Raw genomic sequence first — 13,613 nt, 5'->3', positions numbered from 1 at the left:
GGGAACTGCGGACCCGCTGCGGCTGGTCGCGCAGTTCCCCGCGCCCCCTGACGGGGCGCGCTTCACCGAAGGATCACGCCATGGACAACCACCCCAGCCGACGCGGCCTTCTCGCCCTCGCCGCCGCCACCGGAGCCCTCTCCGGGCTTCCCTCCTTCACCGCGACCGCCGCCCCCTCGCGGTCCTCCGAGCCGCTCATCTCGTCCCGTCATCAGCTCTGGTGGCAGGCGCCCGCCGACGGCGGCTCGATGATCGAGCAGGGCCTGCCCGTCGGCAACGGCCGGCTCGGTGCCCTCGCGAGCAACGACCCCGGTCGTGAGCTCCTTCTGGTCACCGACGCCACCCTGTGGACCGGCGGGCTCAACGACACCCTCGACTCCGACGGCCAGTTCCCCTACGGCCGCGCCGACTTCGGCTCGCTCACCCTGCTCGCCCGGCTCACCGTCGAGATCCCCGACCACGACCTGGGCGCCGTCTCCGGCTACCGCCGTGCCCTCGACCTCGGCAACGGCGTGGTGACGACGTCGTACGTCCGCTCCGGGGTGACCTACCGGCGGCAGGTGTTCGCCAGCCGCCCCGACGACGTGATCGTCCTGCACTTCGGCCAGGACGGCGGCGGGCGCTACACCGGGACCATCACCCTCGAAGGCACGCACGGGGAGACCGGCGGCAAGGCCGACTCGTTCGCCGGGTCCTTCGCCAACGGGCTGAAGTACGGGGCCGCCATCAGCGCCCACGGCAGCGGCGGCAGCGTACGCGTGAGCGGCTCGCACATCACCTTCACCGACTGCCGGGAACTGACCGTCGTCCTGAGCGGCGGCACCAACTACGCCCCGGACGCCGCCGCCCACTACCGTGACCCGTCGCTCGATCCGCCGACGCTGGCCCGCACCAAGGCCGAGGCGGCCGCCCGGCACTCGGCGGACTCGCTGCTGCGTACCCACGCGGCCGACCACCGGGCCCTGTTCGGGCAGTTCGACCTGTCGCTCGGCACCTCGACGGCACAGCAGCGCGAGCTGGACACCTGGGAGCGGATCCAGGCCCGCTTCGACACCGGAGATCCCGACCCCGAACTGGAGGCCGCCTACGCACAGTTCGGCCGGTATCTGATGATCGCCGGGTCGCGCGACAGTCTGCCGATGGGCCTCCAGGGGGTCTGGCTGGACGGCAACGACCCGGACTGGATGGGCGACTACCACACCGACATCAACATCCAGATGAACTACTGGATGGCCGACCGGCTGGGCCTGTCGCAGTGCTTCGACGCCTTCACCGACTACTGCGTCGACCAGCTCCCGTCCTGGACCGACCTCACCCACCGGCTGTTCCAGGACTCCCGCAACCGCTACCGCAACTCCACCGGGAAGGCCGCCGGCTGGACCGTCGCCTTCTCCACCAACCCCTATGGCGGACTCGGCTGGTGGTGGCACCCGGCGGGCAACGCCTGGCTGTGCCAGAACCTCTGGGAGCACTACGAGTTCACGCGCTCCCGCACCCACCTGGAGAAGATCTACCCCCTCCTCAAGGGCGCCTGCCAGTTCTGGGAGGCCCGACTGCTCACCACCACCCTGGACAACGGGAAGGAGGTGCTGATCGCGGACCATGACTGGTCGCCGGAGCATGGGCCGCAGGATGCCAAGGGCAACACCTATGCCCAGGAACAGGTCTGGATCCTGTTCGGCAACTTCCGTACTGCGGCCGCCGAGCTGAAGAGGGATGCTGGATACGCCGCCACCATCGGCGGACTGCGCGAACGCCTCTACCTGCCGGTGGTGAGCCCCAAGACCGGCTGGCTGGAGGAGTGGATGTCCCCGGACAACCTCGGCGAGACCACCCACCGCCACCTCTCGCCGCTCTTCAACCTCTTCCCCGGCGACCGGATCCGCCCCGACGGCTCCACCCCGGACGACATCGTCAAGGGCGCCACCGCCCTGCTCACCGCACGCGGCATGGACAGCTTCGGCTGGGCCAACGCCTGGCGCGCCCTGTGCTGGGCCCGGCTGAAGAACGCCGACAAGGCCTACCAGCTCGTCGTCCGGAACCTCCGCCCGTCCAGCGACGGCAGCAACGGCAGCTCACCCAACCTCTTCGACATCTACGAGGTCGAGCAGGGCCGGGGCATCTTCCAGATCGACGCCAACTTCGGCACCCCGACCGCGATCCTGGAGATGCTGCTGTACTCCCGCCCCGGTCACCTGGAACTCCTGCCCGCCCTGCCCGACGCCTGGGCCGCCTCCGGTTCGGTCACCGGAGCGGGGGCGCGGGGCGGCTTCGTCGTCGACCTGCGCTGGAAGCACGGCAAGCCGACCGAGGCCCGGATCCGGAGCGTCGGGGGCCGGAGGACCGAGGTGGCGTACGGGGGCACCTCCCGGACGGTCACCCTGCGCCCCGGCGAGTCCGTCACACTGAAGGACCTCGCCCGATGACGACCCGCCGCGGCGCGCGGAGCTGCCGCCTCGCGGCCGTCCTGCTGACCCTCCTCGCCTGCCAGACGGCGCCCGCCCGGGCATCGGGCACGGTCATCCCGCACGGTGCCGTCGTCACCTGGGCGGCGAGCGCCGACCGGCTGGGCGACGGCGTCGCCGACCGCTCCTACCGGCTGGTCGTGCACACCAGCGCCGCCGGGAGCGGCCTGCGGATCCGTCTCTCCAACGCCTTCGGCGACCGGCCGCTGACCCTCGACAGCGTCTACGCGGGGGTCCAGGACCAGGGTGCCGCGCTACGGCGGGGCAGCAACCGGCGGCTCACCTTCGACGGCGCCCGCACGGTCACCGTACCGGCGGGCGCCACCGTCTGGAGCGATCCGCTCTCCGGCGGCCTGGCCCCCGCGACCGACCTGGTGGTGAGCCTGCACAGCGCGGACGCGGCGGGCCCCGCCACCGGTCACGGCATGGCCATGCAGACCTCGTACGTCACCCAGGGCGACCACACCGGGGAGGAGAGCGCCGCCCACTGGAGCGGCACGACCGGCTCCTGGTTCTACCTCGACGCCGTCTCCGTACGGCCGCCGCACGCGGCCACCGGCGCCGTCGTCGCCCTCGGTGACTCCATCACCGACGGCTGGCAGTCCACCACCGACTTCGACCGCCGCTGGCCCGACTACCTCGCCCGGCGCCTCCACGCGGCCGGCGGCCCGCTCCAGGGGGTGGCCAACGAGGGGATCTCCGGCAACATGGTCCTGGCCGACGGTGCCGGACAGAGTGCTCTGCACCGGCTGGACCGGGACGTCCTGTCCCAGCCCGGGGCGCGGACCGTCTTCCTCTTCGAGGGCGTCAACGACATCAAGGCCCACACCGGCGTCACCGCCCAGGACCTGATCGCCGGGTACCGGGAGATCGCCGACCGGGCGCACGCGGCCGGGAAATGCGTGGTCGGCGCGACCGTCGGCCCCTTCAAGGGCTGGCCCGAATGGGACCCGGCGGGGGAGGCCGTACGGCAGGAAGTCAACGAATTCATCCGCACCAGCGGGGAGTTCGACGCGGTCACCGACTTCGACCACGTCCTGCGCAGCCCCTACGACCCGGAGCGCGTGCTGCCGTTCCTCGACGGCGGCGACCACCTCCACCCCAACGACAAGGGCATGCAGGCGATGGCCGACGCGGTCGACCTGAACACCCTCGACTGCGCCGGCCGCCAGATACTCAGCGCAGCGTCTTCGCCCAGTCGGCCGGGACCCGTCCCGCGGGCCCCGGCACGGGCTGGTCCGCCGGGTGACTGACCGGCGGGGCCAGCTCGGGACCGGAGTCGTACACCTCGTTGGTGTCGTAGTTCCAGAACCAGGCCTCGCCCGGCTCGAAGCTGCGGATCACCGGGTGGCCGGTGGCGCGGTGGTGGGCGGTGGCGTGCTTGGCGGGGGAGTCGTCGCAGCAGCCGATGTGCCCGCACGTCGCGCAGCGCCGCAGATGGAACCACCAGCCGCCCGCCTCGTCGCACTCCACGCAGCCATTGCCGCTCGGCGGCACACTCGGGTCGATCGCGGACTCGCCGCTCATGCTGCCTCCTCGGGCGTCTCGGCGGTCAGGGGGAGCAGGACCTGGAAGCGGGTGTCGCCCGGCACCGACTCCACCTGGAGGGTGCCGTGGTGCTTGTTGACGACGATCCGCCAGGAGATGTCCAGACCCAGCCCGGTGCCCTGGCCCACCGGCTTGGTGGTGAAGAAGGGGTCGAAGATGCGGCCGCGGATCTCCGCCGGGACCCCGGGACCCGTGTCCCGGAACTCCACCAGGAGCCGCTCGTGGTCCAGCGCGGTCCGCACGGTCAGGGTGCCGTCCCCGCCCGCGTCGTTGATGGCCGAGACCGCGTTGTCGATGAGGTTGGTCCACACCTGGTTGAGCTCCGCCGGATAGGCGGGGATCTCCGGGAGGGTGCGGTCGTACTCCTTGACGACCCCGATGCGCGGGCCGATCTTGCCCGACAGCATCAGCAGGGTGCTGTCGAGGAGTTCGTGGACGTCCACGACCCGGTAGGGCGCGCGGTCCAGCTGCGAGTACTGCTTGGCGGCGTCGACGAGGTGCGAGATGCGGTTGGTGGAGTCGTCGATCTCGTTCATCAACAGCTCGGTCTCGATGGTGTAGTTGAGCCAGCCGACGGCCCCGGGCAGGATCTCCTCGCCCACGGCCGCCGCGACCTGCTCCAGCCAGTCGATGTCGAGCCCGGCCTGCACGAAGGTCGGCGCGAGCTGCCAGCCGTAGTCGATGCCGCGGCCCTCCAGCCAGTCGGAGAGGGCGTCCTCCCGGTCCGAGGCCTCCAGCGGGCTGAGCACCGGAGCCTTGGCGACCCGCTCGGCCGTGCGCTCCTGGATCTCGATCAGATCCGCCAACTGCTCACGGGAGAACGGCCCCTCGGCGATCACGGCGAGCTTGTGCCGCATCTTGGCCACCCGCTCCCGCAGCGTCGCCGTGGCCCGGACGGCCGCCGCCGCGGGGTTGTTGAGCTCGTGCGTGAGACCGGCCGACAACGAGCCGAGCGCCAGCAGGCGTTCACGCTGCCCGATCGCGGCCTGCGTGCTCTTCGTCCCGAAGAACAGCCCCTCCAGCAGGTGGACGGCCATCGGGAACCACTCGCTCATGATCTCGGCGAAGGTGTCGGCCGGCAGCACGAAGAAGCGCGTCGGCTCCGTCACCCGCATCGAGTTGTTGTACACCTGCCGCACCCGGTCCCGGATGTAGGCCTGCATGGCGCCGGAGTACACCCCGCGCTGCGAGGTCCGGATGACCTCCACGTCGTCGCCGCCGACCCGGCGGGAGAGCACCACCGTGCCCTCGATCATCACGTAGAAGCAGGTCGCCGGATCACCCTCGGTGTACACCGGGCCGGGCTGGTACAGCTCGACCCGGCCCGCGGCGCACAGCCGCCCGAGCTGCTCGGGGGCGAGCTTCTCGAACAGGAAGAGCGAGGCGACCTCCTGCGGACTGCACGGCATCGGCTGCCCGCTCACGACTGCTCCAGGTAACGGTGGACGAGCATCACGGCCATGGCTCCCTCTCCGACGGCGGACGCGACCCGCTTGGCGGACTCGGCGCGGGCGTCCCCCGCCACGAACACGCCGGGCACGCTGGTCTCCAGGTGGTACGGCGGCCGCTCCAGCTCCCAGCCCGCCGGCGGCCGGCCGTCGGCGCCCAGGTCGGGTCCGGCCAGGATGAAGCCCCGCCCGTCGCGCAGCACCGTCTCGCCCAGCCAGTCGGTGAGCGGAGCGGCCCCGATGAACACGAACATCCACTGGGCGTCGACCTGTTCGACCTCCCCGGTGGCCACATCACGCAGCGTCAGCCGCTCCAGGCGGTCGGAGCCTTGCGCGGCGTCGACCACCGTGTGGCTGCGCACCGAGATGTTCGGGGCCTCGTCGATCTGCTGGATCAGGTAGTGCGACATCGACGCCGCCAGGTCGGGGCCGCGCACCAGCAGCGTCACCGACTTGGCGAACCTGGACAGGTACATCGCCGCCTGACCCGCCGAGTTGGCGCCGCCGACGATGTACACGTCGTGCCCCTGGCAGGCGGCGGCCTCGGTCAGCGCCGAGCCGTAGAACACCCCGCACCCGGTCAGGTCGTTACAGCCGGCGGCCTCCAGCTGCCGGTACTGCACGCCCGTCGCCAGGATGATGCTGTGCGCCGCGATCGCCGAGCCGTCGGCGAACCGTACGACGCGCGCCGCCCCGTTGACCTCCAGTGCCGTCACCTCGCGCGCGGTGAGCATCTCGGCGCCGAACTTGGCCGCCTGCCGCCGTGCCCGGTCGGTGAGCTGGGCACCGGAGACGCCGTCCGGGAAGCCGAGGTAGTTCTCGATCCGCGAACTCTGCCCGGCCTGCCCGCCGGTCGCCGACCGCTCCACGAGCACGGTCCGCAGGCCCTCGGAGGCCCCGTACACGGCCGCGCCCAGCCCCGCCGGACCACCGCCGATGACCACGAGGTCGTAGAAGTCGGCCGTCGGGGTCGTCGCCAGCCCCACCCGCGCGGCCAGCTCGGGCGCCTCCGGCTCGACCAGGACCGTACCGTCCGGGGTGATCACCAGCGGCAGCCGCTGCCCGTCCTGCCCGGCCACGGCCAGCAGCCGCTGCCCCTCCAGCTCCTCGACCGAGTACCAGCGGTACGGCACCTGGTTGCGGGCCAGGAACTCGCGCACGTCCGAGGACCTCGCCGACCACCGGTGCCCGACGACCTTGGTGCTGGCCACCGCCCGGTAGTCGCTGTGCCGCCACGCCTGAAGCAGATCGTCCAGCACCGGATAGAGCTTCTCCTCCGGGGGGTCCCACGGCTTGAGCAGGTAGTGGTCGAGGTCGACGACGTTGATCGCGTCGATCGCCGCGTTGGTGTCCGCGTACGCCGTCAGCAGCACGCGCCGCGCGCCCGGATACACGTCCAGGGCCTGTTCCAGGAACTCGATGCCGTTCATCTGCGGCATCCGGTAGTCGGCCAGGATCACCGCGACCAGGTCGCCGCGCAGCTTCAGTTCGCGCAGCGCGTCCAGCGCGGACTCCCCGGACTCGGCGCGCACGATCCGGTAGGACTCTCCGTAGCGCCTCCTGAGGTCACGGGCGACGGCACGGGAGACCCCCGGGTCGTCGTCCACGGTCAGGATGACGGTCCGCGCTGTGTCGGCGGCCTGTGTCATTCGTCTCCCACCCCGTTGTCACGGCACCGGTTCCCGCCCATCGTATGTTCGATCCCCGCGCCGCGCTCAGGGACGGCGCGGACAGTGCGCTCCGAGTACAGCGCCTCGGCCCACCGAGGGAGACTGACCCGTACAAGGCGCGATCCACGAGGAGGCCCGGACATGGCACGCCCGATCACGGCAGGGTTCGACGGCACGGAGGAGGGCCTCGCCGCAGTGGCCTGGGCCGGTCGGGAGGCCGTACGCCGGGGGCTGCCGCTGCGGGTGGTGCACGCCTGGGGGCACGAGGCCGTGGGCGGCGCCGACCGGGACACCCAGGCCGGGTGGGTGACCGCGGCGCTGGCTGAGGCCGTGCGGACCGTCGCCGAGCGGCATCCGGAACTGACCGTGACGACCGAGGCAGTCGAGGGCGGGACGGTGGAGTCGCTGGTCGCGGCCGCGGCCGAGGCGGAGATGCTGGTGCTGGGTTCACGCGGGCACGGCGCCGTCGTCGGGTTCCTGCTGGGTTCCGTCGGGCAGCAGGTGATCGCGGAGACCACGCGGCCCGTGGTGCTGGTGCGCGCGGGGGACCGGCCGTCGGGTGAGGCGGCCGGACGGGACGTCGTCGTGGGGCAGCAGGGCGGCCCCGAGGACAGCGCCGCGGCCCTGCGCTTCGCCTTCGAGGCGGCGGCGGCCCGCGGTGCCACCCTCCGGGCCGTACGCGCCTGGACCCTGCCGCCCGTGTTCGCCTACAGCCCCGGCTCGCTCAAGCTGCTGGACGAGGCCGGGGGGCTGGAGCCGTACGAGCGGAAGGCGCTCGCCGAGGCGCTGAAGCCGTGGCAGCAGCGGTTCCCCGAGGTGCCGGTGGCCGAGCAGGTGGAGATGGGCAGCGCGGGACAGGTGCTGCTGTCGGTGGCCGGCCGGGCCCAGCTGATGGTCGTGGGGCGCCGCGCGCATCTCACGGCGGTCGGCGCCCGGATCGGCTCGGTGGCGCACGGAGTGCTGCACCACGCGGAGTGCCCGGTGGCCGTCGTCCCGCACGACTGACCCGGCCCTGCTCCGGGACCGACCGGCCCTACTCGGGGACGGTGGGTTCCAGTGTCGTACGGGCCTTGGGCAGGACGTTCTCGATGTAGTCCTCGACGGCCGTGTCCAGACCGATGTCGTGCTGGGCCCGCTCGGAGAGGTACCAGCGGTGTTCCAGCAGCTCGTGGTAGATCTCCGCCGGGTCCATGGAGCCGCGCAGATCGTGGGGCACGGCGCGCACGGTGGGCCGGAACACGTCCCGCACCCAGCGGTGGGCCAGCACCTCGGGGCGGGCGGCGAGGGGGTCGCCCGGGGCGTAGTCGTCCTGGGTGGCCATCCAGCTCTCCAGGTCGTTCAGCAGCCGCCGCGCCTGGTTCTCCTCGGTGTCCAGGCCGGTCAGGCGCAGCAACTGGCGCTGGTGGTGGCCGGCGTCGACGACCTTCGGCACGAAGGTGACCGTGTCGCCGGTGGAGGAGTGCTCGATCTGCATCTCGGCCACGTCGAAACCGAGGTCGTTGAGCCGGCGTATGCGCCGCTCTATGTAGTGGTACTTGCCCGCCGGATACACGGAGATGCGGGTCAGCTCCTCCCACAGGCCGCGGTACCGGGTGCAGATCTCGTGACCGAACTCGACGGGGTCCACCGACGGGTGCAGCGCGCCCGAAGCCTCCAGGTCCAGCAGCTCGCCGCTGATGTTCACACGGGCGAGGTCCAGGTCGTACTCCCGCTGGCCGGGGCTGAGCCGCGGGTGCAGATCACCGGTCTCGGCGTCCACCAGGTAGGCCGCGTAGGCGCCCGCGTCCCGCCGGAACAGCGTGTTGGACAGCGAGCAGTCGCCCCAGGCGAACCCGGCCAGGTGCAGCCGCACCAGCAGCACCGCCAGGGCGTCCATCAGACGGTGCATGGTGGCCGGGCGCATGGTCGTCTCGAACATCGAGCGGTACGGCATCGAGCCGCCCAGGTGCCGGGTGATCAGCACCGGCTCCAGCGGGTCGCCCGTCCGGCCGGTGCGCCCGGTGATCACCGCGAGGGGATCCACCGCGGGGATGCCCAGCCGGTCCAGGTCGCGCAGCAGCTCGTACTCGCGCAGCGCGGGCCGCTCCGCGAGTTCCTTGACGGCGATCACCTCGTCCCCGGCCCGGGCGTACCGCACGACGTGCCGCGAGATGCCCCGGGGCAGCGGTACGAGGTACTTCTCGGGCCACTCCTCCAGGGGCGTGCCCCAGGGGAGTTCGAGCAGGAGCGCGGGGTGCTCCGGGTTGGTGGCGCTGATCTGCAAGGCCATGTCAGGAACCTCAAGAGGCCTGGGCGCGTTCCCGCGCCAGTCGGGCGGCTTCCGGTACCGGCCCGTGGTGGACCGGTCCGTGCCCCGGCAGCAGGATGTCACCGTCGAGGCGTTCGATGGTCTCCAGCGAGGAGACCGCGCGGGCCCGCTCGTGGTGGAACATGCCGGGCAGCAGGTGCGGACCCCGGACGCGAGAGGTGCTGTGTCCGCTCGCCAGGGCGTCGCCGGAGACGAGGACGCCCGTCCCGGGCAGGTGGTAGACGCAGTGCCCGTCGGTGTGGCCCGGCGTGTGCACGGGGACGGGCCCGCCCGGCAGGTCGAGCGGGCCGTCGGCCGGGAACGCCTGCGGAGCGGTCACGGGATGCTGTTCGGTGCCGCCGGAGCGCAGCACCCGCACCGCCCACGGCAGCACGCCCGGCCGCCAGGCGTTGCGCAGCACCTCGCCCACGGACACCTGCTGGAGGAAGTCCCGGCGGGCGTGCGGGACTTCGGCCGGGTGGAGGAGGACGGGCGTGCCGTGGGCGGTGCGCAGGTACTCGGCCGAGCCGATGTGGTCGTTGTGGGCGTGGGTGATCAGCACGGCCACGACGGCCTCGGGCCCGCCGCCCACCGCTTCGAGGGAGGCGAGCAACCGCTGCCGGTCGCCGGGGTAGCCGGTGTCCACCAGCGTGAACGCGTCGCCGTCCCGGAGGATCACCCAGTTGGTGTCGCTGCCGTGCACCAGGTAGGTGCCGTCGGCGACCTGGCGTACGTCTGCCCGCATGTGCGTCCCCGGTGGTGAGGTGCCTGACCGTCGGGGACAGCAAAGCAGATCACGCGGGCGCGGCGGCCCGCGGGGCGGCCCGCATGCCGGCGCCGGTGCGGCACGTACAGCGGCAGGGCGGCGACGGTCAGGTACGCCCTGGTCCGGCCGCCGCGGGTCCTCCTCCGGCCGGGCGCGCGGCCGGTCGAGCCACCCGAGGATCGCCGGCACCCAGCACCAGCCGGCCGCGCGCAGTCGCAGCCATTGGGGGAGGGGATTCAGGGCGAGCGCGTCGACGACCAGCGGCACCCCCGAGGCGCAGCAGGCGCTCGCGGGCCGGGGGACGACCGCGTTCCGTCCGGCTCAGTGCACGCCGTGCGGGCGGAACTGGACGCTGATGCGTGGGCCCGTGGCCCGGGTGGTCTTGGGGATACAGTGCTCCCAGGTCCGCTGGCAGGAACCGCCCATGACGATCAGGTCGCCGTGGCCCAGCGGTCGCCGGACGCTCGCGCCGCCCCTGTGTGCCGGGCGCAGCAGCAGGTCCCGGGGCGCGCCCACGGACAGGATCGCCACCATGGTGTCCGCATGCGCGCCCCGCCCGATCCGGTCGCCGTGCCAGGCCACGCTGTCCCGGCCGTCGCGGTAGAAGCACAGCCCGGCGGTGGTGAACGGCTCGCCCAGCTCGTCGGCGTAGTGCCGGGAGAGCGCGCCGCGGGCCTCGGCGAGCACGGGGTGCGGCAGCGGGTCGTCGGCGCCGTAGAAGGCGAGCAGGCGCGGTACGGCCACCACGTTGTCGTACATCTTGCGGCGCTCGGCGCGCCACGGCACCTCGGCCGCCAGCTGTTCGAACAGCGCGTCTGCGCCGCTCAGCCAGCCGGGCAGCACGTCGATCCAGGCGCCGGAGCCCAGCTCGGTGCGGCGCAGGCCGCCCAGGGGGCCCAGCCGCAGCTCGTCGGTCTGGTCGAAGAGGGAGCCCTGGAGGTGGTGCGTGGCCATGGGGTCCAGCGTACCCCTGAATCGAAAATATGTTCCCATGATCGAAGCGGGGTCGACCGAAGGGTTCCGCAGGTCTTTGGATACAGAGATGTATCGGATACATTCGTGTATCGAACGGGAGGTGGGCACGGCAGTGGAGGAGACGGCGGCCAAGCGCGTCACCAGGCGCCGGGTGCACACCCGGGCCAGGCTGCTCGACGCCGCGTTCACCGTGTTCGCCGCCAAGGGCTTCGGCCGGGTCTCGATCGAGGAGGTCTGCGAGGCCGCCGGCTTCAGCAGGGGCGCCTTCTACTCCAACTTCGCCACCCTGGACGAGCTGTTCTTCGCCCTCTACCGGGTGCGGGCCGACCTCATCGCCGGACAGGTGGCGGACGCCCTCGCCCTCGACGGACCCGACCTCGACGTGCCCGCCTCCGTGGACCGGGTCACCGAGGTGCTGCTGCTCGACGTGGACTGGCTGCTGGTGAAGACGGACTTCCTGGTGCACGCCGCCCGGGACCCGGACGTCGCCCACGCCCTCCTGGAACACCGGACCCGACTGCGCCGGGCGATCGCCGACCGGCTCTCCCGGGCCCGGGGCCACACCGAACTCCCCGCCGTGCTCGGCGACGCCGAGGGTGCCGCCCACGCCGTGGTCGCCGCGTACGACGGAGTCACCACGCAACTCCTGCTGGACCGGGACGTGGAGGCCGCCCGAGCCTGGCTGGGGCAACTGCTGACCGCGCTGCTGACCGGTGGCAGCGCCCCCGAACGAGTCGTATAGGGAAGGAAAACGGTCGTCATGGACGCGGACGTCATCGTCGTCGGAGCGGGCCTCGCGGGCCTGGTCGCGGCGCACGAACTCACCAGCCGGGGCCGGCGGGTCGCCCTGCTCGACCAGGAGAACGCCGCCAACCTCGGCGGCCAGGCGTTCTGGTCCTTCGGCGGGCTCTTCCTCGTCGACTCCCCGGAGCAGCGCGTCCTCGGCATCAAGGACTCCTTCGACCTCGCCTGGAACGACTGGCAGGGCAGTGCCGGGTTCGACCGGCACGACGACGAGGACTCCTGGGCGGTGCGCTGGGCGCGCGCCTACGTCGAGTGGGCGGCGGGGGAGAAGCGGTCCTGGCTCGGGGGGCACGGCATCACGCTGCTGCCCACGGTCGGCTGGGCCGAGCGCGGCGGCCTGCGGGCCGACGGGCACGGCAACTCCGTACCCCGCTTCCACATCGCCTGGGGCACCGGCACCGGCGTCGTCGAGCCCTTCGCACGGTACGCCGAGCAGGCCGCCCGCGACGGGCTGCTCACCTTCCACCACCGGCACCGGGTGGACGAGCTGGTCATCGAGGACGGGACGGTACGCGGGGTGCGCGGCACGGTCCTGGCCGACGACGACTCGCCGCGCGGCGTGGCCTCCAACCGCGACCGCGTCGGCGACTTCGAGCTGACCGCCCAGGCCGTGATCGTCACCAGCGGCGGCATCGGCGGCAACCACGACATCGTCCGCCGCTACTGGCCCGAGCGGCTCGGCACGCCCCCCGCCGAGATGGTCACCGGCGTCCCCGCCTACGTCGACGGCCGCATGCTCGACATCAGCGCCGAGGCGGGCGTACGGCTGGTCAACCGGGACCGCATGTGGCACTACACCGAGGGCATCCAGAACTGGAACCCGATCTGGCCCGGCCACGGCATCCGGATCCTGCCCGGCCCGTCCTCCCTGTGGCTGGACGCCCTCGGCCGCCGCCTGCCGGACCCCTGCCTGCCCGGTTACGACACGCTCAGTACGCTCGAACACCTGCGCACCACCGAGGACATCGCGGGCCACGACCACTCGTGGTTCATCCTCACCCGCAAGATCATCGAGAAGGAGTTCGCGCTGTCGGGCTCCGAACAGAACCCCGACATCACCGCGAAGGACCGCAAGGCCGTCCTGCGCGACCGCCTCCTCGGCAAGGGCGCCCCCGGCCCGGTGCGGGACTTCGTGCGCCACGGCGCCGACTTCGTGACCGCCGACACCCTCGAGAAGCTCGTGGAGAAGATGAACGGGCTGACGGACAAGCCGCTGTTGGACGCGGCCGAGGTACGGCGCCAGATCGAGGCCCGCGACCTCCAGATCGCCAACCCCTACAGCAAGGACTCCCAGGTCCAGGGCATCCGCAACGCCCGCCGCTACATCGGCGACCGCCTCGGCCGGGTCGCGACCCCGCACCGCATCCTCGACCCGGCGGCCGGACCGCTGATCGGCGTCAAGCTGCACGTCCTGACCCGCAAGACCCTCGGCGGCATCCAGACCGACCTGGACTCCCGCGCCCTGGGCGCCGACGGTCAGCCGATCGGCGGGCTGTACGCGGCGGGCGAGGTGGCCGGCTTCGGCGGCGGCGGTGTCCACGGCTACAACGCGCTGGAGGGCACCTTCCTCGGCGGCTGCCTGTTCTCGGGCCGGGCCGCGGGCCGGGCGGCGGCCCGGCAGACGGCCTGAGACACCGTCGACCCCGGGAG

Annotated in this window: 11 protein-coding genes; 5 read left to right on the top strand and 6 right to left on the bottom strand. The window is 72.4% G+C overall.

Annotation, left to right across the window (positions count from 1 at the left end):
• Positions 1–80 precede the first annotated feature (80 nt).
• Both ABZ915_RS40680 and ABZ915_RS40675 read left to right on the top strand, forming a co-directional pair.
• Complete coding sequence (locus ABZ915_RS40680; RefSeq protein ID WP_361813951.1) at positions 81–2,426, top strand: glycoside hydrolase N-terminal domain-containing protein; 2,346 nt, start codon at positions 81–83, stop codon at positions 2,424–2,426.
• Positions 2,423–3,718, top strand: coding sequence for an SGNH/GDSL hydrolase family protein (locus ABZ915_RS40675; RefSeq protein WP_361813949.1), 1,296 nt, complete (start codon positions 2,423–2,425; stop codon positions 3,716–3,718). The genes ABZ915_RS40680 and ABZ915_RS40675 overlap by 4 nt, the downstream gene beginning before the upstream one ends.
• Here ABZ915_RS40675 and ABZ915_RS40670 read toward each other — a convergent pair.
• The 3 genes from ABZ915_RS40670 to ABZ915_RS40660 are packed head-to-tail and all read right to left on the bottom strand — an operon-like array spanning position 3,642 to position 7,110.
• A complete protein-coding gene (locus ABZ915_RS40670) occupies positions 3,642–3,992 on the bottom strand; it encodes a UBP-type zinc finger domain-containing protein (RefSeq protein ID WP_361813947.1) in 351 nt (116 codons plus the stop codon). The genes ABZ915_RS40675 and ABZ915_RS40670 overlap by 77 nt on opposite strands.
• Entirely contained in the window at positions 3,989–5,437 is a 1,449-nt protein-coding gene (locus ABZ915_RS40665; protein ID WP_361813945.1) for an ATP-binding protein, read from the bottom strand. The genes ABZ915_RS40670 and ABZ915_RS40665 overlap by 4 nt, the downstream gene beginning before the upstream one ends.
• Entirely contained in the window at positions 5,434–7,110 is a 1,677-nt protein-coding gene (locus ABZ915_RS40660) for an FAD-dependent oxidoreductase (protein ID WP_361813943.1), read from the bottom strand. Before ABZ915_RS40660 ends, ABZ915_RS40665 begins: the two co-directional genes overlap by 4 nt.
• Before the next feature lie 162 nt (positions 7,111–7,272).
• On the opposite strand from ABZ915_RS40660, the gene ABZ915_RS40655 reads away from it, so the two are divergent.
• Positions 7,273–8,136 carry a universal stress protein gene (locus tag ABZ915_RS40655; RefSeq protein ID WP_361813941.1) on the top strand — a complete coding sequence of 288 codons (864 nt, stop codon included), beginning with the start codon at positions 7,273–7,275 and terminating at the stop codon, positions 8,134–8,136.
• A gap of 28 nt (positions 8,137–8,164) precedes the next feature.
• Here the strand turns inward: ABZ915_RS40655 and ABZ915_RS40650 are convergent, their stop codons facing one another.
• From ABZ915_RS40650 to ABZ915_RS40640, 3 genes are all read right to left on the bottom strand, one after another.
• The gene (locus tag ABZ915_RS40650) at positions 8,165–9,400 is read right to left on the bottom strand and encodes a DUF4032 domain-containing protein (protein WP_361813939.1); all 1,236 of its coding nucleotides are present in this window, start codon (positions 9,398–9,400) and stop codon (positions 8,165–8,167) included.
• Between the two features lie 10 nt (positions 9,401–9,410).
• The gene (locus tag ABZ915_RS40645) at positions 9,411–10,163 is read right to left on the bottom strand and encodes an MBL fold metallo-hydrolase (RefSeq protein WP_361813937.1); all 753 of its coding nucleotides are present in this window, start codon (positions 10,161–10,163) and stop codon (positions 9,411–9,413) included.
• Between the two features lie 342 nt (positions 10,164–10,505).
• The gene (locus ABZ915_RS40640) at positions 10,506–11,138 is read right to left on the bottom strand and encodes an alpha-ketoglutarate-dependent dioxygenase AlkB (RefSeq protein ID WP_361813935.1); all 633 of its coding nucleotides are present in this window, start codon (positions 11,136–11,138) and stop codon (positions 10,506–10,508) included.
• Positions 11,139–11,259: 121 nt separating this feature from the next.
• Between ABZ915_RS40640 and ABZ915_RS40635 the strand changes: the two genes are divergently transcribed.
• Positions 11,260–11,901: a TetR/AcrR family transcriptional regulator gene (locus ABZ915_RS40635; RefSeq protein ID WP_361813933.1), complete on the top strand. Its 642-nt coding sequence runs from the start codon at positions 11,260–11,262 to the stop codon at positions 11,899–11,901.
• An 18-nt stretch (positions 11,902–11,919) separates the two neighbouring features.
• A complete protein-coding gene (locus ABZ915_RS40630; RefSeq protein ID WP_361813931.1) occupies positions 11,920–13,593 on the top strand; it encodes an FAD-binding dehydrogenase in 1,674 nt (557 codons plus the stop codon).
• The last annotated feature ends 20 nt before the right edge of the window (positions 13,594–13,613 follow it).

The sequence above is a fragment of the Streptomyces sp. NPDC046915 genome (assembly GCF_040644935.1).
Taxonomy (GTDB): Bacteria; Actinomycetota; Actinomycetes; order Streptomycetales; family Streptomycetaceae; genus Streptomyces.
The sequence above is the reverse complement of the archived record's forward strand: the minus strand, read 5'-3'. Positions and strand labels throughout refer to the sequence as shown.